The sequence below is a fragment of the Umezawaea sp. Da 62-37 genome (assembly GCF_032460545.1).
In the GTDB taxonomy this organism is placed as follows: Bacteria; Actinomycetota; Actinomycetes; order Mycobacteriales; family Pseudonocardiaceae; genus Umezawaea.
This window is the reverse complement of record NZ_CP135965.1, coordinates 9667863-9694109: the sequence shown is the minus strand read 5'-3', so window position 1 is coordinate 9694109 and position 26247 is coordinate 9667863. Positions and strand designations below refer to the sequence as shown.

Sequence of the window (26247 nt, the reverse complement as noted above, 5' to 3'; positions counted from 1 at the left end):
CTTCCTCCCGGTCGCGTCGAGATCGTGTCCATGGCCCTGCTCGTCCCCGCGCACGCGGGGGTCTTCCGCCGACGGCGCCGCCGGTCATCCTCGTGGACCTCTCGTCCCCGCACGCGGGGGTCTTCCGTGGGAGAACTACGTCGACGTCGACGACCGTGCCTCGTCCCCGCGCACACGGGGGTCTTCCCACCGCGGCGTGCCCGTTGAACCGTTCGGCCGCCTCGTCCCCGCGCACGCGGGGATCTTCCGGGTGCCGTCTTCCGTGAACTGCTCCGCGCCGCTCGTCCCAGCGCACGCGGGAATCTTCCGTTCGAGCCCATCGTGGACCTGGTCAACGAGGACTTGTCTCCGCGCACGCGGGGGTCTTTCCCACTGGGTCAACAGCGAGTGCGCCGCCCTCGCCTCGTCCCCGCGCACGCGGGGGTCTTCCGATCTCGCCCGCCCAGCTCGCCGGTGCCGTGCGCTCGTCCCCGCTCACGCGGGGGGCTTCCCTTGGCGCCGCTCTTCTCGGCCGCGGGGCCAGCTCGTCCCCGCGCACGCGGGGGTCTTCCCAAGGGTGAGCGCATCAACCCGCTCGACGTGCTCTCGTCCCCGCGCACGCGGGGGTCTTCCGTCGTGCGCCCAGTCGGAGGCGACCTCGGCATGCTCGTCCCCGCGCACGCGGGGGCCTTCCAGTCCTCGTCCTGCCCGCCGATCACATTGCCCACTCGTCCCCGCGCAGGCGGGGGGTGTTCCAACCGATGGTTGTTCTACGCATCGCCGGAAAGCCCAGCCTGCGCGGGACGAACTGCGGGCCTTGCTGCGCGAGGATTGGCGCGGGAAGATTCCCGCGTGCGCAGGGACAGACAGCCTTGTCGGCGCAGGAACTCACCAGTCAGGGAGGACCCCGCGTGCGCGGGGACGGGGCCTCGTTGAGGGTGGCGTTGTTTTCCTTCAGCGAAAGACCCCAGCGTGCGCGAGGAAGAAGACCTCGATCCCGACATCGCCCCGCCAATGGGTGTAGGACCCCCGCGTATGCGGGGATGAGGCCTCAGTGACCAGCCGATCTACGAACGGTGACAGTGTTTCTCATTAATTGTCATTACGATGAGCTAGGGCAGCGGGATGGGTCATCGTCGGAGTCGAGCGGACAGTACGAGGCCGTCGTAGTCGACCGGGTACCACCGGTCTCGTCCGGCGGTGCGCACGGTCCAGCCCTGCTCGTTGTCCGCTGGTTCGGTCATGACCGCCTGACCGTCGCGGATGCGTTCGGCGAGGAGTTCCACAGTCGTTCACGGACCCGGCGGCTGGGGGCTCCGACGAAGATTCCGGCAGCCACCTCGACCATCCAGCGGGTGAGGTGGCCGCGGAGTCCTTCCGGAGCGGCGATGAGGACGATGACGGTCAAAAGTCCACCTGCTCGGGTTCGATTTCGTCGAACTCAGGGCCGATGACGACCATGTGCTCTCCCCCGCGCCCATCGAGGTCGGACGACCAGTTGACGCCACCGGACACGGTGCCCAGTTCCTCGTCCCAGAGCTCGTTCGCGCCGTTGTCGGACGGTTCCTCGCCGTCGGGAAACAGGAGGCTTTTGACGTCGTCGACGACACGATGCAGAAGTCCGGTGTCCACGATGCGGTCGCGCAGCGCGGTGCGTGCGTCGCGCTCGTCGATCAGGCCTTGGGCGGTGAGGTCGAAGGCCAGGGGAATGGTGAGTTCGGCCTTGTAGAGGTCGGCGATGTCCATGACGAACGATGTGGCAGAACCGGTGTGGACGAATCCGAGGCCAGGGCTGGCGCCGAGGCCGACGATGACGGCGTGGCAGATGCCGTAGAGCGCGGAGTTCGCGGCGGACAGCACGCGGTTGACGTCGTCTCCTGCGGCGAAGGCGTCGCCCGCTTTGTATTCGCGGCGGGTCCAAGCGACGCCGGTGCGTAGCGAGTGCTGCTTGTAGAGCTTCTTGACTCGGGTTCCTTCGCGTCCGCGGAGTTGTTGCATGGTCAGGCCGGCGGTGTCCTCGTCGGGGAAGCGCATGTCGTACATGCGGCGGGCGACCGCGAGGCGTTCGGTGGGGCGGGTGACCAGCCAGGCCTGCCGCAGGAGCAGGTGGGTTCCCCGGCTCGCGCCCTGTCCGCTGGCGTACATTCGGACGCCGTGTTGGCCGACCCAGCACACTGCGGTGCCGGAGTCGCCGAGTAAGCGCATGGCGGCGTGGGTGATGCGGGTGCCGGGTCCGAGCAGGACAACGGCGATCATGGCGGCGGGGACGCGGACGGTGCGTTCCTTGTTGATCAGGACGATGGCGTTGTCGGCGCGGTCGACGTGGGTGCGTTCGGCGTAGACGCTGGATACCCGGTCGGTGACGCGGTGCAGGTCGTGCGGGTGGTTTTGCCACCACATGTCAGGCACCGCTGCCGCTCCGCAGGGGCGCGAGGGTGAGCAGTCCGCATCCGTAGGCCTTGTTGGGGCCGATGCCGGTGAGCATCGCGGTGCGGAGCAGGTTCGGGTCGGTGACGGCGAGGCGTCCTTCGAAGCTGACCGCGCGCATCGTGACGGGGTGCCGCAGGCCTTTCTTCGCGATGCGGTAGCCGATGGTGTTCACAACTCGTACTTCGTGCGGGTCGGGGTTGTCGGCGGTGCTGGTGATGCCGGGGGCGGCGGCGGCGGTGCGGGAGACGGGAACGGTGAAGCCCCACTTGGTCGTGCGGCGTAGTAGCCAGTCGATCTGATGGGCGACCGTGCGGTGCGCGACGCGCAGTCCGCGCGACGGGCGGTCCTCGCCGTGGCGTTCGCGTTGGGAGTCGGTGAGCTTGTCGGGGGTCATCGTGGACTGCACGGGGTTGGCGGTGAGCCGGAACGCGAACTCGCGGCCCACCGCGAGGTGTCCGAGCAGGGGCGTGTAGTCGCGGACCAGGACGTGCTCGCCCTCGGCGTCGGGCCATCCTGCTTGTTCGACGACGTGGCTCCAGTCGGGGCGGGTCGGGGTCAGCACCAGCAGGTCGACGCGGTGCCCGCGGGAGTCCACGCGCCACAGGACGCGGTCGGTGGCGGGTGGTTCGGGGAGGCCTTGCATGACGGCGGCGTGCAGGGTGCGGGGGTTGCGCAGGAACTCGCGGCTCTGGCTGCGCACGGGGTTGAGGCGGATTCGGGAGAGATAGGTCATCGGGTCACCACCCCAGCAGCGCGAACGGATCGTGGTCGGTATGAGCGGTCGTGGTCGACGTGTCGGAGCCGGTCAGTCCCGTGGGTATCTCGACCCAGCCGTGGCGGACCATGCGGGTGGTGCGAGTGCGGCGCAATGGGTGGAACGAGAGCGGTTGGTCGTGGGCCCGGTCGAGGACGCCGAGATCATCGTCGTGGTCCGAGGGGGGGTGCGTGGCGTCGACGGTGGTGGCGAGGGTGACCGTGGCGGGCGCTTTTCCCTTGGCTCCCAGGCGTGTCCTGGTGTGTTCGGGGACCAGCCACGGCGTGTTCTGCAATGCCGCGGTCAGGGTCGGCTGGGTGTCGTCGGCCAGTAGCAGTGGCTGAGTCGGCACGCACGAGCGGCGCCCCAACGCCAGGGGAAACGCCGGGTGCGCCAAGGCGTGGCGCAGGGTGTCGATGAGGTCGCGGGGACCGTGGACCGCGGCGAGGAAGATCGCGTCCTGCAGGTAGAAGCGCTGGGTGATGTGAGTGTGCTTCGCGGGCCCGGTGGGTTTCTGGGTGCCTTTGGCGGACAGCGACGCCGAGGGCAGCGGAATACCGCGGTAGTCGCTGACGGTGTGGTAGTCCCGCAGCAGGGTGCCGGGCTGGTCGACGCGCACTCCCAGCGAGAGGTCGCCAAGGTCGGTGATGCTGTCGGTGCGAGCGCGGCCCTGTGCGGCGGCGAGCAGGCCGATGACACCGGACTTGGTGGGGCGTCCGGCGGTGTCGCGGCGGTTGAACTCGCTGGAGTCCCCCCACGATTGCAGGGGCGCGGCCAGGCGCAGCACCAGCACGGCGGTGGCCGCCGAGGACGTGGTGCTCATCGCGTGCCGTCCTGGGTCAGCCAGTCGGTGGTGAACCGCTTGAGGTCGGCGAGCAACTCGGGGAACGGCAGAGAACGATCGAACGCGGCGACCACGTCCGACTCGTCGCCGTTGTAGCAGGCCATGACCTTGGTCGGGCTCTGGCCCCAGTTGGTGGTCGCGTTGGTCAACTCGGCGGCCAGCCGGGACGCCGACTCCAGGAGCACGCCGTCGCGGGAGCGGATGGGCTTCTCGAACGCGGAGACCAGGTTGACCGGCTGGTCCTCGCGGGCGACGACCGCGACCAGGCTGGGCAGGGTGCGGTGGGCGAAGGAGTTGGCGTGTCCGGAGGGGATGGAGCGGGCGAAGCAGTCCACGAACAACTCGACCGCGTCCGGGACGGCCTCGGTGCCGCCGAGGTTGGTCGTCAACTGCTCCAGGCCGAGGGTGGCGTAGCGGTAGAGGGTGGCGGAGTTGAACTCCACGGTGCCGATCATCCCGGCGCCGGTCTGTTCGCGGGTGTTCTCGTCGTCGACGGCGGTGTAGTAGTCGAACTCGATCTCCACCGGGTGGGTGGAGATGGCGTGGGCGACCTGGCAGGCGGCGTCGACGTTGAGGTTGGGGATGTCGGCGACCATGCGCCCGAACAGGGCGACGTCGATCGGGTGGCCGGTGCCGAGGATTTTCTTGACGTCCACCTGTTCCACGGCCGTGGCCAGCGCGGCGTCGTCCGACGCGACCAGCTCGCCGATCCGGCCGCTGATCGCGTCGGCGATCGCGTCGAGTTGGGGGTAGCCGAAAAACAACAGGTAGGAGGTCTGCTCGGCGTTCTTCTTGCTGGCCTTGATGCCCAGCGGTTTGAGCAGGGCATTACTGATCCTGGCGGCGCCCTGCGCGGTCAGGTCGTGGGCGGTGGCCAGTCGTGTGGTGAGCAGGTCGGAGATCTGCTTGGTGCGGGTGGCGAGGTCGGCTTTGGGAACCCGTTCGGCGAAGGCGGTGCGGGTGGCGCGCTTCCAGGCCTGCGAGGACACGCGTGAGCGACGCACACCCCCGTAGATGGCCTGTTTGGGGCTTCCGGCGTCGTCCCGGTTGAGGTTCGAGGGCGGGACGGTCTGCAGGACGTGGATGTCGAGGTAACGGCGTGCGGGCACGAGAAAACTCCCAGGAGTGGTGGTGTCGGATCGTCGTGGTGCGCGAGTCAGGCGGTGGCGTCCTCGTCCGCCTTGGCGGAGTGCCAGGCGTGGTACTGCATTCCCCAGCGGCGCCGCACCCACGATTGACTGGTGGGGTTGATCCAATCGAGCAGGTCGTCACGCAGTCGCGTGTAGTCCAGTGCGATGTCCTTGCCGCGCAACTGGGTGACCAGGCCGCGCAGGTGCGCGACGAGTTCGCCGATGCTGGTCGCTGTGGCGGCGGCGTTGAATCGTCGGGTGACAGCTTCCTCGCTGACACCGTCGTGATTTTTGAGCTGCCGCAGGGCTTCGCCCAAGCCGATACCGGGCTTGTGCATGGGGTTGCGCTGGGATTGCTGGTGCAGCCCGTACAGTGACAATGCCGCGTGCTCCGCGTCCAGGCGCGGTGACTCCACCGACGGGATGACGCTCCGGTAGTAGGGCCACATCTGCGGCACGGAACCGGCGAGCCTGCCGAGTCCGCGCCGCAGCGCGGCCAGATCCCGACCTTCCGGTTGTTCGCTGGTCTTCTTCCAGTGGCCTTGATCGTCGACGTAGGTCTCCCAGTACCAGGCACGCCGGTCTCGGGGTTCGGACATGTCAGCTCTCCTGATCGGGGTCACGACGCTTGCGAACTTCGGCTGCCAGCGGGAGGGCGTCGCTGACTCTTCTCCGGAAAGCGAGTTCCGCCTTCGGCGAGCAGAGCAGGATTTCCTTATCCTTATAGGTCGTGCGTAGGCCGGTGAACTGGCGTGGGGACACGTCACGCAGCAATGGTTCGGCGATGTCGCGCGCTATCCGCCACGCTGTCTGCTCCCAAGCCAAGTGCACGGCGGTGGCTGCCTCGTGATCGCTGCGGCGTTGGAGCTTGTGCAGCACGAGGCGTGTGACCGGGTCCAGGGCGTGGAGCAGCCGGTCACCGGGGCGTTGCCCCTTGTCCCAGGGGATCGGCTCGGACCCGGTTGTGCGTCGCAGATCGACCGACAACAAGTTGACGGCCTTGACCACTCGATCGACCTGGTCGGCGATCTCGATCAGAACGTAGCGAGCTTCGCTGTCACGCAAAGCCGCGACCGGCAGGGGAATGGAGTCGGCAATGACGTTCTCCACGACGGCGGACTGGTTACCGTATTCGACACCGACCGTGCAAACCTGCAAGGGAAAATCGGGTTCGAGTACCGCAGCCAGATCCTGGAGTTGACGGCTGGTCTGCACCGCCTCGCTACCACCGGGGTCCACGGCCAGCAACGCGTCGAGTCCCTGCCAGGCGGCTCTGCCCGACATGTGCCGTCGGGGACGGAGGGTGGGCTCACCGGCCTTGGCCTTGGAGTCGTTACGCCACAAGGTGTGTGGTTCGTGAGCGGGGGTTTGGGTCAGGCGGTCGCCCGCGCTCACCACGACGGAGGTTACGCGTCGACCGTCGGGGCCATCTTCATGGTGTAGGCGGATGCGCCGTGCCTGCCAGGTCAGCAGCTGCAACCATCCGACAGCTCGGCCGGGCTTCCATTCGGCTGTCCAAGGAGCCCGACGCCACTGAGGCAGATCCTGATCGGACAGACCGTCCCGGACGAGGGGCACGTTCAGCATGAGAGTTTCCGCGAGCGTGCGGCCGATCGGGATGACCACGCCCAACTGTCCCAGCGGCCCGGTCGGGTTGCCGGTGGTCTTCCCGTTCTTGGCCTGGGAGTCACCCGCTGCCCCGGTCTTGATCGCGGCGGTGTCCCAGCAGTGGGCGTGCAACAGCCACCGCGCCGCTTCCGCCGCCCTCAGCGGGGCGGGCTCATCGCCGGTCCGATTCGAGAACAACGGCACGTTGTTGCCCGAGGCGACCGACGGAACCAACAGCGAGGTGGACTTGGTGTCATCGTTGGTTGTGCGCAACCCGGCGACCTGGGCGAAAGGGTGTTCCGGGTGGAACAACTCGAACCGGTCGTGGTAGTCGGCGAGATACCGCAGCACCCCATTTCGCGACCTTAGGGTGTCCGCGTCGGTCTCACGCGCCAGAGGAGGGGGCTGCGCGCCGGAGTACAGCAGTCCTTCAGCGGATGCTCGCATCCACAGCTTCCACTGCTCGATCGTTCTGGGCGCTCCCAACGCGTCCAGAACGATCGGCAGTAAGAACTGCCGCAAGATCACCGGGAGCATTGTCGGCACGTCCACACTCAACTGCTGGATCTCATGGGCACGCAGGATCGCATCACGACCTGACACCTCGGTGTAGGTGTTGTCGATCCGGACTGGAATCCAAGGATCGTCCAGAAGGTTCATCGTCATCCTTCTTGGCAGTGATCTTGTCGGTGACAACGACCACCGGACATCAAGAGACAGGCGGGTAAGTGTCCTGCGGTAACAACTTCTCGATCGGCAACTAAGAGGGCGTCTCACGTGGGTAGTTTCTTGAAGCAGGTCAGCGCTGCGGCCAGAGTGAGAAACGCGCAGAAGTTGTTGCCGTGTCGTTCGTATCGGGTAGCCAGTCGGCGGTAGTTGAACATCCAGGCGATGGTGCGTTCGATGACCCAACGGTGTCGGCCCAGGCTGTCGCTGGACTCGATGCCCTTGCGGGCGATGCGGACGCCGATGCCGCGGTCGCGTACCCATCCACGCAGTTCGCGGGTGTCGTAGGCCTTGTCCGCGTGCAGCTTGTCGGGCCTGCGGCGGCGGCGACCACGTCGGGACCGGATCTCGGGGATCGCCATCACCAGAGGCTTGAGCGCCTGGGAGTCGTGGGTGTTGGCGCCGGAGACCGCCACCGACAGCGGGATGCCCTGACGGTCGGTCAGGACGTGGATCTTCGAGCCGGCTTTGCCGCGGTCGACCGGGTTCCGACCGGTCATGGATCCCCTTTTTTCGCCCGGACGGACGCTCCGTCCAGGACCGCGCGGGACCAGTCGATCAACCCCTGCGCGCCGAGTTCGTCGAGCACCGCCCGATGCATCCGCCGCCACACCCCGGCCTTGGTCCACTCGGTGAACCGGCGGTGCGCGGTCGGCACCGTCACCCCGAACGACGGCGGCAACAACCGCCAAGGACATCCGCTGGTCAGCACGAACACGATCGCGGTGAACACCGCCCGGTCATCCACCGGGGCTGTCCCGCCACCCTGAGGACGGGCGACGAAACCAGGGATCAACGGCTCGACCAAGGTCCACAACTCATCGGGCACCAAGCGCTGCGACAAATCGTCCATGACCGACGATCATGCCAACGACCACGTCAAAACCACGTGAGACACCCTCTAAATCTCGTAGCAATGACGGAAGGTGTCACCCTGGCAGTAGTGGCCGCTCGTTTGAGCGTAGCAGCCCTCCGAACTTTTAACCAAGTGTGCAGTAGCTGTTCGCTGACCAACTTGCTTCGCTGACTCATCGCGCACTGGGTACGCTGCGGTTCGGCTGACGTGGTCGTCCCTGCTGACAGCAGGGTTCTCCCTGTGCGGTGGCAGTTCGAAGGTCATCTGCGAAGTCGTCCCCGCGTACGCGGGGCTCGCCCGCGTCAGCCTTCACGCCTCGCGCAGTGCCACCAACCCAAGATCGCGGTCATAGGAAACGAGACGGGTTCCCAATGCCACGGGAGTCCGGTCGTCGTGAAGAACGAGTGCTCGGACGTACTTGAGCCACGGGTGGCGGTTCCACTCGGGCAACGACACGAGGGCGCCCAAGGCCACTGTGGTGAGGCTGGCCGGCAGACGGACGGTGCCGGCCATGACGTCATCCAGCAGTTCGGGCCCGAGTTCACCGTGCATGCCCAACCGGACACCGCGGTAGGAGCTGTAGCCGTGCGTGCCATGCCGGAGGATGACGACTTCGACCGATTCGTCGCCGTCCCGGACGAGTGCGTCCAACCTGGTTTGGTCGTGCGTTCCCTGGGTGTGGGCGTAGGACAGGCCTTGCAGCGTGGGCTCGGTCCACTCGTGCGGAGCGGAGAGCAGGAAGACACCTGCTTTTTCGGCGCGTTCACGTTCGTCGCGGTCCCATTCGGCGCGGGCCGCCTGTTCGTCCTCGGGCCACCGGGTGCGGATGGCTTCGTGCTCGGAGTACACCGCGTCGACCAGCGCGGGCACGCTGTCGGGCACGGACCAGCCATCGTTATCGGCCGCGGCCAGGACGAGGTCGGCGGTGCGCAGCAACACGTATCGGCCGTAGATGAATTCGCTGGACGACAGGAACCGCGGAGCGTCCACGGTGGGCATGGCGAATCCGGTGATCACCACGGTGGGGGTCGAGACCGGCTCGGGTCGATCGCCGCGATCGTGACGGTGCAGGCGGCCGATGCGTTGCAGCAGCAGGTCGATCGGGGCGAGGTCGGAGACCAGCAGGTCGACGTCCACGTCGAAGGACTGCTCGGCCAACTGGGTGGCGACCAGGATCATGCGACGTGGACGATCGAGGCCGTCATCCCCAGGTGGGCCGAGTAGATCCAAGCACTGCCGGGTTCGCTGGGCTCGCGGCTCCACGGCCAGCCTGCCGTGCAGCAGCCAGACATCGTCGTGGAAGTGTTCGCGTAGTTCCGTGTAGGTGTTCTGCGCGCGGACGACATCATTGCGGATGACCAACGCGCAACCACCGGCGGCGAGACGGTCCTCCAGCAGCGTCACGAGTTGCGCGAGGTCATCGAACCGCGTTTCGTCCTCAACGAACGTATCCCTCGGGGTTTCCTGGAGCACTTGGACGACAACTGGTTGCGACAGCCGCCACCCCTTCGATGACGTCACCACGACCTCCGGGTCGTCACCGCGCAAGCAGGCCGTGGTCGTACTGGGGTAGCCGGTCGGTTGGGTGATATCGGGCAGGGGCGTCCGGACACCATTGCGGCCTCCGGTCAGGTAGGCCTCGACCAAGCTGCGTCGCTGGTCCGGAGCCAAGGTCGCGGACAGCAGAATCACCGGGACACGAGCCTGGCCCAGCCAACGCAGTGCCTCGTGCAAGAACTGGGACATGTACACGTCGGCGGCGTGCACCTCGTCCAGGATCATGACCTTGCCGACCAACCCCGCCATGCGCAGCATCACGTGCTTGGTGTTGGTCGCCGCGTACAAGAGTTGGTCGATGGTGCCGACCACCACCGGCGCCAACAGGCCTCGAAGCCGTCCCAACAACCACTCCGACGGCCCGGAACGCTCCTCCGAACAGTCGGAGCCACCCGACATCCCGTACTGGTCCTCCCCCACCCCGTCATACCAGTCCTCCGGATCACCCTTGGGCGGATTGAGCATCAACTTCCACTCGGCGTTGAAGCTCCTCTTGCCGTGCAGCAGCACGACCCGATCCTCCAACCCAGGACTCACCTGCCGCACCCACGACCGCACCCTGGTGAACATCGGATCGCACGTCGCTTGCGTCGGCATCCCGACGAACACACCGTCGGCGCCGAACCGCGCGGCCAGGATCTCCGCCGCCGACAACGCCGCCTCGGTCTTGCCCTCCCCCATCGGGGCCTCGATCACAAGCAGACCAGGCGCGGACATGGCGCGAGCCCGTGCCATCACGTCGAACTGGAAGTCACGGGCCGGACGTCCGAAACGGGTCGCGACGACATCACCCTCCGGTGCGATCAAACACCCCCAGCCGCCGTGCAGCCGCAGGGTCCGCCACGCTGTCGCGGCCCGCACGCGTGCACTCTTCACGCTGACCGCGTCGAGGTCGTCGATACCGACGAAGATCTGCTCGTTGCTGGCGATCCAGTCGGCCATCACGACCAAACCGCTCAGGTGCAGTTGCTCCGCCCGCGTCGGCGAGGCAACCGGCTCGACCGCAGCGAGACCGTCGAAGCCTTGCGCGCAGGTGAACACCTCAACCACCGCGCGCTGAACCCGCAGCCACTCCACACCGCGACCCTGCGCGTCGCTTTGGGCGTGACGACTGCGCACGATCGTGCCGATCGGCGGGAATAGGCCGTGGTGACCGGCGACCAATGGCCAGACCCAATCGATGTTCTCCTGCGACCATCCGGCCTCGGACAGTCGGTCCATCAACAACTTCGCGCCAGCTTTGTCGTGACGCCAGCCCATCCCAGGCTTCACCGCCGGGGACCACGTCAATCCGGCCGTGCGGACACGTCGTGCCTCGACGGCGTCGATGACCTGGAACGCCGGCGTGGCTTTGCCGCAGTCGTGGATGCCGCAGATCCAGGCGAAGAACTCTCGGCCACGGCCACCGGATATCCGCCCTACCAGGTCCTTTGTCGCGGGTGCGAGGAAGTGGTCCCAGATCGCCTCGGCCACGGCAGCGGTGTCGAACAGATGCGACATCAGCAGATTCGTCGTGCCGCCCGCTTTCCCACGGGACTTGCCCCACAGTGCGCCCAGGTGAGCACACGTGGTCGGATCGCACCCGAGTTCACGGGCTATGGCGGCAGCACTGCTCACGTTGATCTTTCTCCGTCAAGGTCGGAAGCGTTACACCACAACAAGGCTTACAACCCAGCCCTAACAGGAGTGTCAGCATGCACGATCGTGGCGGACCCGAACACGTGAACGAGAAGAATCGCCAATCTTCACCCAATCGAGTGAAGCACTTTAGTTGACATGGCCGCACTATTGCGGAATTTCCTGTTATGCATAGAAAGTCAAGATCTCAAGGACCGCAGGACGGCACCACAACGGACTGCGCAGAGCCCGATTTCGCCACCATGGACGAAGTCTGCACCCGAGAAGCAGCCATCTTTCGAGCAGCGACCTGCCAAACGTCAGCAGCCGAATGGCGATGACACGCCGAGATCACGTCCCCGACCTAGTAGGTCTAGTGGCCTCACCCTTGACCGGCCGGTGCGATGGCTCAGCGGGCACGCTCCCAAACGGCGAGATCAAGCAGCCCTGGCCAACGGTCAGCGATTCCGTGACATCGCCAGCGCCAACCGCTCTCAGACCAGCACCCCGCCGGGGGTCCACCAGACGAGTGCCCGACAAGGTCTTTCCGCTCATCTCGCGCACGCGGATATCTTCCGAACTGCACCCGGCGCCGCCGGATCGCACTGGCCTCACCCCTCGGCACGCGGAACCTTCTCCTTAGTCAGCGCGCCACTCGACCATGAAGCCCCGCACGGTAAGGCGAGTCGCGGACTCACCGCCACCTCAGGTGAGATCATGACGGCCACGCACCTCCGCTCGACTCAACAAGGGAGATCCGTGACCGGAACACACCGAACAACAGTGAATGAGAAACACCGTTCCCGTTCGTAGAGTCCCAGGTCACGAAGCCTCGTCCCCGCGCACGCGGGGGTCTTCCCGTCGGGTGGCGCGTGAGCGATGTGGCCCCGTGCTCGTCCCCGCGCACGCGGGGGTCTTCCGAGAGCGCCATCTCGCCGCCCGCCTTCGAGCGCCTCGTCCCCGCGCACGCGGGGGTCTTCCGTCCGGCGCCGGGCCCGCGGCCGCGACCACCGCCTCGTCCCCGCGCACGCGGGGGTCTTCCGTTCGCCTGCTGCTCGGCGAAGCGCTGGTCCATCTCGTCCCCGCGCACGCGGGGGTCTTCCCTGTGAGCGCCTGGAGCGGCGGGCATCGCATGGCTCGTCCCCGCGCACGCGGGGGTCTTCCCGCGATCTCGTGGGGGTCGTTCAGGGCGAGGGCCTCGTCCCCGCGCACGCGGGGGTCTTCCCCGACGGTGCGCCGGGCCTCTTCGATCACGTCACTCGTCCCCGCGCACGCGGGGGTCTTCCGTTGCCGAAGGGGCGCCGGAGCTCCACGAGGCCCTCGTCCCCGCGCACGCGGGGGTCTTCCCGTGAGCAGCCTTCCGACCATCCCGGCGCCGCTCTCGTCCCCGCGCACGCGGGGGTCTTCCTCGGACGCGGCCAGCGCCAGCTGCGTCAGGTGTCTCGTCCCCGCGCACGCGGGGGTCTTCCGCTGAGCACGGAGGGGACCAAGGCGGAACTCGTCTCGTCCCCGCGCACGCGGGGGTCTTCCCTCCGGTGCACGGGCGCGGGTCCGCGCGGGGATCTCGTCCCCGCGCACGCGGGGGTCTTCCAGTACCTCGACCACATCGTTTAGGTGCAGAGCCCTCGTCCCCGCGCACGCGGGGGTCTTCCCGCGTCGTCGATGCGCTGGATCAACGCGTCGCCCTCGTCCCCGCGCACGCGGGGGTCTTCCGGGGCCCAGGCGGGCCAGCGCGTCGGCCAGCACCTCGTCCCCGCGCACGCGGGGTCTTCCCGCCGTCGCCTTGACCAGCGCGGCCGGCAGGGTCTCGTCCCCGCGCACGCGGGGGTCTTCCGAGGACTTCGCCTACATCGCCCGCGCCCAGGACCTCGTCCCCGCGCACGCGGGGGTCTTCCCACCACGAGACGCCCAGCACCACGACACCCAGGCTCGTCCCCGCGCACGCGGGGGTCTTCCCTCGTAGGCGCGGTTCGGGGTGACGCCCGTGCCCTCGTCCCCGCGCACGCGGGGGTCTTCCGCGTGTCGTCGAGTTCCCGACCACGAACGAAAACTCGTCCCCGCGCACGCGGGGGTCTTCCGTTCAGCTTGTTCGACGTCACCGCACCCCCGACCTCGTCCCCGCGCACGCGGGGGTCTTCCCGGGTTGAGGTAGTTCGTGGCCTGGGAGATTTTCTCGTCCCCGCGCACGCGGGGGTCTTCCCCTGACGCTCGACGCCGCGGGGTGGATCAGCTTCTCGTCCCCGCGCACGCGGGGGTCTTCCGCGACCCGAGGCCGCTATACGTGGTGTTGTCGACTCGTCCCCGCGCACGCGGGGGTCTTCCGCCGCCGCCCTGGGGCCCACCGCCGTGGGCGCCCTCGTCCCCGCGCACGCGGGGGTCTTCCGGTCTCGCACACCCTCGCCCACGCCGTGAACCGCTCGTCCCCGCGCACGCGGGGGTCTTCCCGCGGTCAGGCCGGGGTCGATGCCCTGCGCGCTCTCGTCCCCGCGCACGCGGGGGTCTTCCGTCGTAGTTCCGACCCTCGACGAGGTCCTCTTCCTCGTCCCCGCGCACGCGGGGGTCTTCCCTGTGGAACGTCGTGGTGTCCCTCGCGGACGACACTCGTCCCCGCGCACGCGGGGGTCTTCCGTGGTCGGAGCGCGAGCTCGTGCGCATCGGCTCCTCGTCCCCGCGCACGCGGGGGTCTTTCACGCGAGCCAGTAGTCGTTTCGGTCCCCGCCAGCTCGTCCTCGCGCACGCGGGGGTCTTCCCTGAGCCTTCGCCGTCAAGGGCCACACGATGACCTCGTCCCCGCGCACGCGGGGGTCTTCCGCACTGGCGCTGCAACCGGATCTCGCCCGCCAGCTCGTCCCCGCGCACGCGGGGGTCTTCCGCTCCCCGGCGGCGTGATCGTCACCCGCATGTCCTCGTCCCCGCGCACGCGGGGGTCTTCCCAGGGGCCCACGTACTCGGTGTCGGAGGTGTGGCTCGTCCCCGCGCACGCGGGGGTCTTCCGAGTGAGCAGCCCGTCCTCGATGCCTCAGCGGCCTCGTCCCCGCGCACGCGGGGGTCTTCCGCGGGCGGAGTTGTCGACCGACGGCGTGGTGGCCTCGTCCCCGCGCACGCGGGGGTCTTCCTACCTGCCCGACTGGACAGCCATCCCAGCAGAGCTCGTCCCCGCGCACGCGGGGGTCTTCCCTGCTGCTGCCGCTGCCCGGCCTGCCCGCCCCACTCGTCCCCGCGCACGCGGGGGTCTTCCACCCCGCGACATCCACACCGACGCGGACATCATCTCGTCCCCGCGCCGCGGGGGTCTTCCCTCGCCCTGCGCGCGCCCGAGGGTTACGACCCCTCGTCCCCGCGCACGCGGGGGTCTTCCTCGACTTTCGACACCACGCGCACGCTCACGGCCTCGTCCCCGCGCACGCGGGGGTCTTCCGCCGCGCCGGTCGTGGACACGTGGCCGCTCAGCCTCGTCCCCGCGCACGCGGGGGTCTTCCGGGATGCGGTTGGACTGGAACGGGCTCGCGGCCCTCGTCCCCGCGCACGCGGGGGTCTTCCGTGGTTGGCGGGGACGCCGAAGTCGGCTTCCATCTCGTCCCCGCGCACGCGGGGGTCTTCCGCACAGGCAGCAGTAGCACCGCACACGACAAGGCTCGTCCCCGCGCACGCGGGGGTCTTCCGTACGTGGGCCCTGTGGCCCGCGGCTTGGGCGTCTCGTCCCCGCGCACGCGAGGGTCTTCCGTACGACTCGGTGTCGTGCCGCGGGCGCGGGCGCTCGTCCCCGCGCACGCGGGGGCTTCCTCGAGTACCACCTGCAAACTTTCCGCACCCGGTCTCGTCCCCGCGCACGCGGGGGTCTTCCGCGGTCTTCACGCCACCGGGCTCACCACGTCCACTCGTCCCCGCGCACGCGGGGGTCTTCCGTACTGGTCGCAGATCGTCATGTCGGCCTGTGCTTCGTCCCCGCGCACGGGGGTCTTCCGTTGGTGCATCGGCGGCCGCGCCGGTGCTGCTCTCGTCCCCGCGCACGCAGGGGTCTTCCGGTGATCTGCGCGGCCTGCCCGGTCCGGTTGGCCTCGTCCCCGCGCACGCGGAGGTCTTCCCCGTGGACCCGACAACCGTTGACCAGGTACGACCTCGTCCCCGCGCGGGGGTCTTCCGCCCGCCATCTTCGGCGGCACCCAACTGTCCGAGCTCGTCCCCGCGCACGCGGGGTCCTCCCAGTTTCGCGGCTTCCCCGTCCCAGTCCACCTCCTCGTCCCCGCGCACGCGGGGGTCTTCCTCGGTCGGCGCCAAGCACCGGGTGCGGCGAGGGCGCCAAGGACCGCAGCTGTTCAACTGGGCGGTGGCCTCACTGCTCGTCTACGAGGACACCACCCCGCCAGAGTGGCGCCCGGTGGATGCTGAGCCGCCGCTCGCTCACACGAAACAGCAGCGGGCGAACACAAGTTGGCCTACTACTTGTGTTGCGCCCCAACCGGAACCACCGACGACAATCTCATCCCAGCGGCCGGTGCCCGACGGGCGGTCGAGGACTGCTTCCAGACCGCCAAGACCGAGGTCGGGCTCGACCACTACCAGGTCCGCCGCTACGACGCCTGGTATCGGCACATCACCCTCGCGATGCTCGCCCACACCTACCTCGCAGCGACTGCGACGATCGCCCCAAAAGCCCTGGCAGCGGCCTCATCCCGCTCACACTCGGCGAGATCAAACGTCTCCTGGCACACCTGATCACCACCGCGTACGACAGCAATCGCCTATGGTCTTGGTCCCACTGGCGCAGACGTCACCAGCACCACGCGAAAACCAGCCACTACCAGCGAAGACAGGCCAGTACTACAAAGTTCGGCTGGAGTACTAGCCGCCCGACAGTGCAGCGGCTCGTGCCAGCGCTTTGCCGGCCTCAGTGTGTAGACCGAGCTGCTCCAAAGCGCGGGCGAGGCTGTCGAATGCGAACCTCAGGCCCTGCTGATCGTCCGTCTGCTGGAACAGTCGCACGCTCTCCCGCAGGAACTGGGCGGACTCCGCGAGCAGTCCGAGGTCACGGCTGACGTCGCCCAACTCGGAGAGGACCTCCGCGGTGTCTTGGGTATTTCCGGTGGTGCGGTAGTGAACGAGCGCTTCGAGGAGGAGCTCCCGCGGCAGGCCCAGGTTGCCGAGATCCTCGTGCGTGCCTACGAGCAGGACCTGGCTGTTGGCGATGTGGTCGTGGTCGGCTGAGTCCCGCGCATCGGCGAGTCTGGTCTCGAACTCGGCGAGCAGCAGCCGCGTCGCCTTAATACGACAACGATAGGTTGTGATGTCGCTTCTTGTGGTGGCTGATCCGGGCACGGGCCCTGGCTTGTTCGCCTCCAGGTAGACCAGTACAGGACGTGGTCGACGGTGTGGGTGACGCGGTGGACGATCCGGTTACACAATCGGCGAACCTCGTCGGCAGACAACGGGATCACGAGTGATCGATACTCGATATAGAGCCCCTTTTTGGTGATCTCACCAGTGATCACCAGGAAGGCCAGAGCGGTCATGGACAGTGTGACGGCAGATACCACACCTGGTAACCGCGGATCTGATGCGATAGTGGCCCAGGCCGGTCTCGTTTTTCGCGGTCTGGAAGCACTCCTCGATCGCCCACCGCGCCCGCCACGCCCACCAACCGTTCCGGTGTCGCGTCCGCCGGACCGAAGCACACGTAGTAGGCGATGTCGGACGGGCTGGCGACGCTTCGCCAATGACCCCACTCCCGTCTGCGCAGCGGCGGATATCGAGCACCGCCGGTCCGACGCCTGCGCCCCTTCACACCATCGCCTGCGCTGAGCCGCTTCCACGCCGTATCGGAAAGCAAGTGGTTGACCCGGACCTTCCGAAGATCCATCGACACCACCATCGCGTTCTTCGGCACCGACACCACGCGCGCGACATCAACGAACTTCAGCCACAGCCGGAACTTCATGTCCTGACCGTAGGACTCGTCCGCGGTCACCCACCCGAACGGCACCCCGGCCTCCAGCGCCCGTTCGATCATGTCCTGGGCGAGGACCTGCTTGGTCGCGAACCCCACCTCATCACCGATTCCCGCCGCACGACACCGATCCCGATCCCGATCCAGTCCTTCAGCAGGTACAACTCGCGGTCGAGTGTCGGTGTGGCGAGTCTGGGAAATCGGTCGTCCGACCACGGTCGAAGCAAGGCGACGCGACCATCAAGATGAAGGCGTCATCCGTGATCAGGACACCTCGGCGCCGACGACACGCGCTCAGTGTGCTCGTGTTGGCCGTGCTTAGCCTGTTGTTGTCGGTAGTTCCGGCGAACGCGGCCGCGTCGACCGATCCCAACCCGCAGACCAGTGGCTGTGCTGCCAGCATGTCCCACGAGGCGGCCATCGACGTGAACGACGGCGGGCAGGAGGTTGCCACCGTTCACCTGCGCTACAGCCGCAGCTGCGGCACGCAGTGGGTAAACGCGTACTTCCTGCCGGGCTACTCCGCAGAACCGTCGGTGTGGTTGCAGAACGCGGGCGGCAACCTCTATACCGCCTACTCCGACGGTGGTTCGGCTTGCACCTACCAGCTGTTCGACATGGCCAACTGGGTCGGCTGCGGTGGCGCGCACATTTACCACAACGGTGTACACGTGACCTGGGCCTACGTCGGCTGCTTCTGACCGGTCGTCGAACACCGCGTGCGGGCCCCGGCAGCGTCCGAGACCCGCACGCCGGAACGTCCGGCTACTTCGGGCCCACCGAGTCCCTGCCATCGGTCCGGGAGCCGCCGACCGGCTTCCCGTCGAGGAAACCGCCGGACTGGTGGTGCCACAGCTTCGTGTACGTCCCACCTGCGGCCAGCAGCTCGGCGTGGGTGCCCTGCTCGACGATCCGACCTCGGTCGAGCACGATCAGCCGGTCCATCCGCACGACCGTGCTCAGCCGGTGCGCCACGACGATCGCGGTGCGCCCCTCCATCAGTCGCCACAGCGCCTCCTGGACCAGCACCTCGCTCTCCGAGTCGAGCGCGCTGGTCGCCTCGTCCAGCAGCAGGATCGGCGCATCCCGCAGGACCGCCCGCGCCAACGCCACCCGCTGCCGCTGCCCACCCGACAGCTTGACGCCACGCTCGCCGACCAGGGTGTCGAACCCCTCGGGCAGCGCGTCCACGAATTCCGTCACGTGCGCGGCGTACGCCGCCCGTGCGATCTCCGCGTCGGTCGCGCCCGGCCGGGCGAACTCGATGTTCTCGCGCAGGGTCCGGTGAAACATCGCCGGGTCCTGCGGCACGTACGCAATTAGGCCGCGCAGATCGCTCTGCCGCAGCCGGGTGATGTCCTGGTCCCCGATGAGGATGCGACCGCCGTCGACATCCATCAGCCGCAGCAACAACCGGGTCAGCGTGGACTTGCCGCCACCGGAACGCCCGACCAGCCCGATCCGCGTCCCGGCTGGGATGTCCAGGTCCAGCCCGTCGAATAGCGGCGGACCCTCGCCGTACCCGAACTCCACATCTTCGAACCGGACCCGAGAATCTTTGGCGCGCAACTGCTCCGGCTGCCGCGGGTCTACCACCGCGGGCGGGTCGAGTAGCAGTTCGGTGAACTGGGCGGCCTCAGTGAGCGCGTTCTCTACCTGCCGGTAGATCTGGTTGAACTCGAACATGATCCGGGTCGCGTTGCCGAAGTACGCGAACGTCACCACGATCGCCTCCACCCCCAGACCATCGCTGATACCCACCGCCAAGAGGAGACCCAGCACGTTGGTAAACACGGACAACGGCGCGATCACGGTGTCGATGCGCAGGTTGCCGTAATCCCACGACCGCAGCATAAGCGTCCGCTGTTCGGCTGCACGGGTCCGGTGCTCCGCGCTCTCGCGCCGCTCGGCGGCGAACGCCCGCACCGCCTCCATGTTCGCCAACGTGTCCGAGACGTGCCCGGACACCCGGGCGATGGCGGCCTCGCGCCGGTTGACCAGCCGTTGGCGGCGGCGGATCAGCGGCGCGACCACGAGCCCGGTCACCGCGATCATGCCCACCAGGACCAGGACCAGCAAAGGGGTGTAGCTCCACAGCACCACCGACGCGCACACCAGCGGGATCAGGTTGGCGAAGACCTTGAACGCCAACGCATCCACGAAGTCCTCGAAGCGGAACGCGAAGCCCAGCAACCGCTTGGTCAGCGAGCCCGCGAAGTTGTCGTGGAAGAACGCCGCGTCCTTGCCCAGCAGTTCGTCCATCGCGAGCGCAGAAAGGTGCTCGATCCCCCGCCCGTCCGCGCGGTTGAGGCAGTGCACCCCGATGCGCCACAACACTTCCGAGAGCAGCATCAGCCCGCCGAAAGCCAGCACATAGGGCAGCACGGCATCGCCGCCGCCCGCAAGGTGGCCCACGAGGGCGCCCACCGCGAGCGGTGCCAGGTAGACACGGCAGGTCACGCTCAGCGCGGGTGACACGAGCACTCCCGCCGACAGGGCACCGTGGCGCCACAACTCCTTCCCGTACAACCGCAGGGCGAGCAGAACCGCATTTCTGCGGACGGGTTTCTCCGGCTCCGGCGCTACCATCCGACTCCTTTCCGGGGGATACCTCGGCTTCCTCATGGTGCCGCAGAGATCGAGCCCGGTGAGTCCGAGACGTGCTGCTGTCCAACGACTTCATCCGACGCGAATGGACACTTCCGCCTCCGGAGCGCCGTCGCTAGGGTTGCCAGCCGATGGGTCGGCGTCGTGCGGGACCGTCGGTACGGAGGTGTTCGATCGTGAAGGCGATGGGTGCGGCACCGCCGGGAGCGACGGCCTTCGTTCCCGGCATCACTGTGTGGCTGACGGGCCTGCCCAGCGCGGGGAAATCCACCATCGCCGATGGCGTGGCGGACCGCCTGCGGGCCGCGGGGCACAGGGTCGAGGTGCTCGACGGCGACGAGGTCCGCAGCAACCTCACCAGGGACCTCGGGTTCAGCAGGGCGGACCGCGAGGAGAACGTGCGGCGCGTCGGTTTCGTCGCGAGCCTGCTCGCAAGGCACGGCGTCGTCACCCTCGTGCCCGTGATCGCCCCGTACGCGTCGAGCAGGCACCGGGTCCGCTCCGGGCACGCCGAACTCGGTCTCGACTTCGTCGAGGCGTACGTCGCGACCCCAATGTCGGTGTGCAGCGCCAGGGACGTCAAGGGGTTGTACGCCCTTCAGCGCGGCGGCGGGCTCACCGGGCTCACCGGAGTCGACGACCCCTACGAGGCACCGACCGACCCGGATCTCGTCATCCCGGCCCATATCCAGACACCGGAGGAGTCGATCGACACCGTGCACGCCTTCCTGCTGACCAGGGTCCCACGATGACCGCCCGCGCCGACCGGCGCCCGCTCGCCGTCGCCGCGCTGGTGGCCCTGGTGCTCGGCTGCGCCGTGCTGGGCACGTGGTTCGCGGTGCTGGTCAACGGCGACAAGCCGGACTGGCTGGAGGACCTCGCCGTCTACGTCGGCGGCGGCCGGGCGGTGACCGACGGGAAACCGCTGTATCAGCTGGTGGTCCCGCCCTTCGGCTACCAGTTCACATACCCCCCGTTCGCGGCTGTGCTGTTCGTCCCGCTGTCCTTGGTGGGCGCGGGCACGCTGAAGATCCTCTGGACGTTCGTCAACGTGCTGCTGGTCGAAGCCGTGGTGCTGCTCTCCCTGCGCTGGGTCAGACCGGGGCCGGCGCGCCAGCAGATCGCGCTGGTCGCCGTCGTCGCGCTGGCGGCGATGTGGCTCGGGCCGGTGCGCGCCACGCTGGAGACCGGTCAGGTCAACCTGCTGCTGGTGGTGCTGGTCCTGATGGACTTCGCCCTGCTGTCGCGGTCGAAGGCGATGGGCGTCGGCATCGGCCTGGCCATGGCGGTCAAGCTGACGCCCGGCGTGTTCCTGGTGTACCTGCTGCTGACGCGCCGCTTTCGGGCCGCGCTGACCGCTGCGGTCACCTTCCTGGCGACGGTGCTGTTCAGCCTGGCGGTGTTGCCCTCGGACACCCTGAAGTACTGGGGCGGTGTGTTCGTCGACGCCGACCGCGTCGCCATCACCCAGCACCGGTTCCAGCAGTCATTGCGCGGTGTCGTCGTGCGGGTCGCCCATTCCACGGACACGACGCTCGTGTGGGCGTGCCTGGCCGTCGTCCTCGCGGTGCTGGGCCTGGCGCTGGCGGTGGGGCTATGGCGGCGGGGGCAGGACCAGTGGGGCGTGCTGGTGACCGCCGGTGTCGCCCTGGTCGTCTCCCCTGTGTCCTGGGAGCACCACTGGGTGTGGGTCGTGCCGGGGCTGGTGTTCCTGGCCGCCGCCGTCCGGACGCCGCTGGGGTGGGCGGGCTGGGGAGTGGTCGTCGCGGCCATCGCGCTGCGGCCGTACGCGTGGGCCGTTCCCCGCGACCCCGCGGACGCCCTGCGCATCGACGACCCGCTCACGCAGATCGCCGCGAGTTGGCTGCCGCTGCTCGCCGTGCTGGTCGCGGTCGCCTTGGCCGTCACGTCCAGGGCCAGCAGGACGTCAGGCGTCAGTACGCCGACCGGTGCAGAACTCCGGTCAGACAGCCGAGAGCTCCGGCGGCTTTGACGTACTCGCCCACGTCCACCTCGTGGGTGCTGACCCCCGCCGCCTCCATACGCTCGCGGAGCACCGGGGCGCCGGTGGGCATCAGCACCCGCCCCGGAGCCAGCGCGACCATGTTCATGCCGCGGGCAGTCAGCAGCTCCCCGTCCGGCGGGACCTCCAGGAGCCGGTAGCCGCGGTCGCGGAGCAGGGTGCGCAGGCCTGGGCCCACCGCGGCGCCGTGGACGGCGGCGAGCCCGTGGTCCAGGAACACGACGCTGCCGAGGAGGTGCTGGACGCCCGGCCCGAGACGCACCTTGACCACGTCCACGCCGTACCCGCACAGCGCCCCCGCGACCGCGCGGGCCCCGGCGGCGTTCGTCCGGAACCCGACGCCGACCACCACCGTCGTCCGGTCCAGCCACAGCGCGTCGGCGCCCTCGAAGGTGGCGGTGTCGGTGACCGTGCGCTCGATGGGCACGCCGAGGGTGGACAGTGCCCGCGCGATGACGGGTTCCTCACCTGCGCGCTGCGCCGAGGCCATACGGGCCACCACCGCGCCTCCGGGCGTCATGAAGAACAGGTCCCGCGCGAAGACGACGTTCGGCGAGGCCACCGCGTTCGGCTCCACCCGGTGCACACGGACGCCGTGCTCCTCGTAGGCGGCCGCGACCCCCTCGGCCTGCTGGCGGATCAGGCCCAGGTCAACGGGGCCCACCATGAGGTTGGCCCGCGCGTCGACCGCCGAGGCCATGCTGTCCGGCGGGCGCAGCAGCAGCACCGCCCGCAACGGGTCCACCTCGCTCGTGCACCCGCATTCGGCCCAGATCCCGCCGAGTTCGGCGGTGTGCGCCGCGGTCCTCGGCCGCCATCCCGCACCGCCGTGCGTGCTGAGCCCGTCAGATCCAGTGCGCGGGGTCGCCGCCATAACCGAGCCTTTCCGCCGTCCGCAGGACGTCCCCGGCCAGCACCTCGTTGATCGCCTCCGCCCGCCGCCGCCACCGGCCCGGCGACGGCGGCTTCGTCGTGACCACCGGATCGAGCCCGTCGCGCACCGCGCGGGCGAAGGTGCCGTCAAACGGGATCCCCAGCCAGTCGCACAGCCGGGCCACGCACCGCGTCCTGCTCTCCGCTCCCGACACCAGGTCTTCGTAGCGCACTTGGACGCTGTTGATCCCGTCGTCGCGCACGGCGTCGAGGACCGCGTCGTGCGCCGAGCGCCACTGGAACGCGCACACCGTGGTGAGCGGCGACCCGGTGTGTTGCCGCCACCCCGGTGGCAGGTCGAACTTCCACCACCAACGGTCCAGCGGGCACTCGTCCGAGTAGCCCGCGATGCGCAGCGGCTCGGTCATCCGGTGCGCGTGGAAGCCGGGGTGGCGCCAGCCGTCGAACAGGCCGTTGATCGACGCCGCCGGGTTGCGGGTCAGGTGCACCACCCGCAGCCGCGCGTTCGGGAACATGGCACGCAGGAACGCGAGCCGGTAGGCGTTGCTCGGCGTCTTGACCACCAGCGGTTTGGTGTCGCAGTCGCGTTCGTCCGCCCGCCGCCACGCGCGCAGCGCCACGAAGGGCGGTTCCTCGACCAGCCGGTCACCGGGGGCGCCGCGCGGAGGTCGCACCGCGTCCGTTCCCGGCAGGTCGTAGTACCGGTGGTCCACGGCATACCCGTCGGCGGCGAGGTCGTGGAGGAGCTCCCACTGGAACCGGCGGCCGTCGCGCAGCTCGCCCGCATCCCACCCGGACTCCCGCCGGACCCGGTCGAGCACCCGCCTGCCTGCCCGCACCACGCGCTCGGGGTCGAAGTCGACCGCGGGCCACTGCACCGCCAATCGCCACGCCACGTCGAGCAGGTGCGCCCCGTCGTCCACGCGTGCGGCGGGCGTGCCCGCGTCCAGGGCGAGCTCCTCGTCGAGCAGTCGGCGCCGCCGTCGCGACAACCCCTGCCAGTGCCGGGGTTCGAGCCGGTCATCGTCGCCCGCGACCGGGTGGTCCAGGCCCGCCAACCGCAGGAACGGGTTGATCTCCGCCCTCAGGTGCAGCAGGTCGGACGACTCGCGCAGCAGGTCGGTGAACATGCTCGACCCGCCGCGCGAGCTGGAGGCCACGACCACCAGCTCGCGGATCCTCTCGGTGAAGGAGGGCACGCCCGCGCCGCGCAGGCCGCGCAGCACGGCAAGCCGCCGGTCGAACGACGGGGGTGGCACCTTGGTGCGGGTGGTCATCGCCGTCAGCCGAGCGGCTTGCGCAGGGAGTAGACGCACCAGCGCCACCTGTCCCGCACCGAGCCGTCCGACCGCACCTCGAACGGGTGCACGGCCCGCACCTCGGCGGGGGCGTCGTAGTACAGGCGGCGGATCTCGCTGCGGTGCGCGGGGGTCGTCTCGTGGGTGTCTATCCACAGGTCGATGGACTCCCAGAGGAAGTACTCCTCCATCCGGGGGTCGACGAAGCCCGCGTCGAGCAGCAGCGACCGGAAATCCTGCTCCCGGAACATCTGGAACAGCAGCGGCTGCTTCTTCTTGAAGATCCGGAACATCCAGAAGGCGTCCTCGTCGGCGTAGGGCACGATCTGGCCGACGATGAACTGGCCACCCGGCCGCAACACCCGGAAGATCTCCGCGAGGGGCTTCTCCGGCTGCGGGAGCAGGTGCAGTACCTCGCGGTTGACAACCAGCCCGAAGGCGCCGTCCTCGTAGGGCATGTCGTAGACGGTGCCCTGGTCGACCCGGTCGAGCCGGTCGGAGGCCAGCCGGACCATCTCCGGGGTGATGTCCAGGCCGATCATCTCGCCGACCCGGCCCGCGAAGGCGTTGCCGACGACCCCGCTACCGCAGCAGACGTCCAGCATCCTGGTGTCGGCGGGCACCTCGCACAGGGCCGCGTGCCGGGCGAGCAGCCCGTCGTCGGTCAGCCACGAGCACGAGTCGTGCCAGTTGCGCGAGCGGATCCCGAACTGGCGCTGGTAGACCGTGTAGTCGATCTCCAGTTCACGTGGTCGGTGGCGGGCCGTCCGACCCGCCAGCCGCGCGGCGAGCCGCGCCCTCGTGGCGTCCAGGGCCCTGGCGACGACCCGGCGGCCGAGGTCGGGGTCATCCAGCAACGCCTGCCACAGCGCGCGTTCGACCACGCCCTTCAGGACATGCGCGACCTCCGGGGTCCGCAGGCGCTGCTTGACCTGCCCGTCGAATCGCGGTGCGTCCATGCGCACGATCATCGCCGCGGTCAGGCCCTCCAGGATGTCGACGGTGGTGATCCGTTCGCCCGCGAACGTGTCCAGCATGCCGTGGTCGGCGGCGTACCGGTTGACGGCCGAGGCCAGCCCGGCGCGCAGCCCTTCCACGTGCGAGCCGCCCTGTTTGGTGCGGACGCCGTTGACGAAGCTCCAGATCTCCTCGACGTATCCCTCGGTCCACCACAGCGCGATCTCCACCGCCGGCGAGCCCGACCGGTCGGCCACCACGATCGGCGCGGGGTGCACGACTGTCGCGTGCCGGTTGCGGTGTTCGAGCAGCCCGCGCACCCCGTCCAGGTGCAGGAAGGTGTCCTCCCTGCCGGTGCGCTCGTCGGTGAAGCGCACGCTCAGGCCGGGGTGCAGGAACGCCACTTCCTCCATCCGATCCGCGATGGTGGCCGCGTCGAACCCGTGCTCGCCGAACACGGCGTCGTCCGGGCCGAACCGGATCAGTGTGCCCCGACGGGTCGAGCCGTCGACTCGTACCGGGTCGCCCGCAGGTTCGCCGCGCGCGAAGTCCTGCCGCACGTGCTCCCCGTCGCGCCAGACGTCGAGCGACAGCCACCGGGACAGCGCGTTGACGCAGCACAGGCCCACGCCGTGCAGCCCGGCCGAGGTCGCGTAGGAGTCGCCGCCGAACTTACCGCCGGAGTGCAGCGTGGTCAGCACGACCTCGCAGGCCGGACGGCCCGTTTCCGGGTGCGGGCCGGTCGGGATGCCGCGGCCGTCGTCGCGCACCGAGCACGAGCCGTCGTCGTGCACGGTGACGTGGACGTCGCGGCAGTGGCCCGCCTCGTGTTCGTCCACGGCGTTGTCGACCAGTTCGAACACGAGGTGGTGCAACCCGTCGGCGTCGGTAGAGCCCACGTACATCGAGGGGTTGCGGCGGACCGCCTCCAACCCGGAGAAGACCACGATGGACGCGGCGACGTAGTCACCGGTGAGCGCGGTCGGGCCCACCTCGCGGGTCTTGGTGTCGTCGGTCGTCATG

Annotated in this window: 17 protein-coding genes, 2 pseudogenes and 2 CRISPR repeat arrays (1 of these 21 cut by a window edge); of the genes and pseudogenes, 4 read left to right on the top strand and 15 right to left on the bottom strand. The window is 68.8% G+C overall.

What is annotated here, in order from left to right; translation table 11 throughout:
• A CRISPR array of direct repeats spans window positions 1–728; the repeat unit is 28 nt; unit sequence CTCGTCCCCGCGCACGCGGGGATCTTCC (it extends 2583 nt beyond the left edge of the window).
• Between the two features lie 381 nt (window positions 729–1109).
• From cas2e to cas3, 9 genes and pseudogenes are all read right to left on the bottom strand, one after another.
• Window positions 1110–1327, bottom strand: a pseudogene (cas2e, locus tag RM788_RS43825) (type I-E CRISPR-associated endoribonuclease Cas2e).
• A gap of 56 nt (window positions 1328–1383) precedes the next feature.
• On the bottom strand, window positions 1384–2379 hold the full coding sequence (gene cas1e / locus RM788_RS43820; RefSeq protein WP_315934902.1) for a type I-E CRISPR-associated endonuclease Cas1e: 996 nt from the start codon (window positions 2377–2379) through the stop codon (window positions 1384–1386).
• A 1-nt stretch (window position 2380) separates the two neighbouring features.
• Window positions 2381–3142 carry a type I-E CRISPR-associated protein Cas6/Cse3/CasE gene (gene cas6e / locus RM788_RS43815; RefSeq protein ID WP_315926444.1) on the bottom strand — a complete coding sequence of 254 codons (762 nt, stop codon included), beginning with the start codon at window positions 3140–3142 and terminating at the stop codon, window positions 2381–2383.
• A 4-nt stretch (window positions 3143–3146) separates the two neighbouring features.
• On the bottom strand, window positions 3147–3986 hold the full coding sequence (cas5e, locus tag RM788_RS43810) for a type I-E CRISPR-associated protein Cas5/CasD (protein ID WP_315926442.1): 840 nt from the start codon (window positions 3984–3986) through the stop codon (window positions 3147–3149).
• Window positions 3983–5116, bottom strand: coding sequence for a type I-E CRISPR-associated protein Cas7/Cse4/CasC (gene cas7e, locus RM788_RS43805; protein ID WP_315926440.1), 1134 nt, complete (start codon window positions 5114–5116; stop codon window positions 3983–3985). Before cas7e ends, cas5e begins: the two co-directional genes overlap by 4 nt.
• A gap of 47 nt (window positions 5117–5163) precedes the next feature.
• A complete protein-coding gene (gene casB, locus RM788_RS43800; RefSeq protein WP_315926438.1) occupies window positions 5164–5736 on the bottom strand; it encodes a type I-E CRISPR-associated protein Cse2/CasB in 573 nt (190 codons plus the stop codon).
• Window position 5737: 1 nt separating this feature from the next.
• Complete coding sequence (casA, locus tag RM788_RS43795; protein ID WP_315926436.1) at window positions 5738–7405, bottom strand: type I-E CRISPR-associated protein Cse1/CasA; 1668 nt, start codon at window positions 7403–7405, stop codon at window positions 5738–5740.
• Between the two features lie 113 nt (window positions 7406–7518).
• A protein-coding gene (locus RM788_RS43790; protein ID WP_315926433.1) for an IS5 family transposase occupies window positions 7519–8324 on the bottom strand; the annotation gives its coding sequence in 2 pieces (ribosomal slippage) (window positions 7519–7979 and window positions 7979–8324; 807 coding nt in all).
• A 312-nt stretch (window positions 8325–8636) separates the two neighbouring features.
• Window positions 8637–11501, bottom strand: a complete 2865-nt coding sequence (gene cas3, locus RM788_RS43785; protein WP_315926431.1) for a CRISPR-associated helicase Cas3' — start codon at window positions 11499–11501, stop codon at window positions 8637–8639.
• Window positions 11502–12332: 831 nt separating this feature from the next.
• Window positions 12333–15765: direct repeats of the CRISPR family, unit length 28 nt; unit sequence CTCGTCCCCGCGCACGCGGGGGTCTTCC.
• 167 nt (window positions 15766–15932) lie between these two features.
• Here cas3 and RM788_RS43780 point away from each other — a divergent pair.
• Window positions 15933–16217, top strand: a complete 285-nt coding sequence (locus tag RM788_RS43780) for a hypothetical protein (RefSeq protein WP_399341939.1) — start codon at window positions 15933–15935, stop codon at window positions 16215–16217.
• A gap of 126 nt (window positions 16218–16343) precedes the next feature.
• Here the strand turns inward: RM788_RS43780 and RM788_RS43775 are convergent, their stop codons facing one another.
• The gene (locus tag RM788_RS43775) at window positions 16344–16817 is read right to left on the bottom strand and encodes a tetratricopeptide repeat protein (protein ID WP_315934996.1); all 474 of its coding nucleotides are present in this window, start codon (window positions 16815–16817) and stop codon (window positions 16344–16346) included.
• A gap of 143 nt (window positions 16818–16960) precedes the next feature.
• A pseudogene (locus RM788_RS43770) lies at window positions 16961–17621 on the bottom strand (transposase); the annotation flags it as partial.
• Between the two features lie 84 nt (window positions 17622–17705).
• Here RM788_RS43770 and RM788_RS43765 point away from each other — a divergent pair.
• Window positions 17706–18146 carry a DUF2690 domain-containing protein gene (locus tag RM788_RS43765; protein WP_315926429.1) on the top strand — a complete coding sequence of 147 codons (441 nt, stop codon included), beginning with the start codon at window positions 17706–17708 and terminating at the stop codon, window positions 18144–18146.
• 64 nt (window positions 18147–18210) lie between these two features.
• Here the strand turns inward: RM788_RS43765 and RM788_RS43760 are convergent, their stop codons facing one another.
• Window positions 18211–20034, bottom strand: a complete 1824-nt coding sequence (locus RM788_RS43760) for an ABC transporter ATP-binding protein (RefSeq protein ID WP_315926427.1) — start codon at window positions 20032–20034, stop codon at window positions 18211–18213.
• 203 nt (window positions 20035–20237) lie between these two features.
• Between RM788_RS43760 and cysC the strand changes: the two genes are divergently transcribed.
• Window positions 20238–20804: an adenylyl-sulfate kinase gene (gene cysC, locus RM788_RS43755; RefSeq protein WP_315934901.1), complete on the top strand. Its 567-nt coding sequence runs from the start codon at window positions 20238–20240 to the stop codon at window positions 20802–20804.
• The gene (locus tag RM788_RS43750; protein ID WP_315926425.1) at window positions 20801–22045 is read left to right on the top strand and encodes a glycosyltransferase 87 family protein; all 1245 of its coding nucleotides are present in this window, start codon (window positions 20801–20803) and stop codon (window positions 22043–22045) included. The genes cysC and RM788_RS43750 overlap by 4 nt, the downstream gene beginning before the upstream one ends.
• Here RM788_RS43750 and RM788_RS43745 read toward each other — a convergent pair.
• Genes RM788_RS43745 through RM788_RS43735 form a run of 3 tightly spaced genes read right to left on the bottom strand, consistent with a single transcriptional unit; the run spans window position 21987 to window position 26246 of the window.
• Entirely contained in the window at window positions 21987–22949 is a 963-nt protein-coding gene (locus RM788_RS43745) for a dimethylarginine dimethylaminohydrolase family protein (RefSeq protein WP_315926423.1), read from the bottom strand. The two genes, RM788_RS43750 and RM788_RS43745, sit on opposite strands and share 59 nt — an antisense overlap.
• Window positions 22921–24285, bottom strand: a complete 1365-nt coding sequence (locus RM788_RS43740) for a sulfotransferase family protein (RefSeq protein ID WP_315926421.1) — start codon at window positions 24283–24285, stop codon at window positions 22921–22923. The genes RM788_RS43745 and RM788_RS43740 overlap by 29 nt, the downstream gene beginning before the upstream one ends.
• The gene (locus RM788_RS43735; RefSeq protein WP_315926419.1) at window positions 24252–26246 is read right to left on the bottom strand and encodes a methyltransferase domain-containing protein; all 1995 of its coding nucleotides are present in this window, start codon (window positions 26244–26246) and stop codon (window positions 24252–24254) included. The genes RM788_RS43740 and RM788_RS43735 overlap by 34 nt, the downstream gene beginning before the upstream one ends.
• Window position 26247 lies beyond the last annotated feature (1 nt).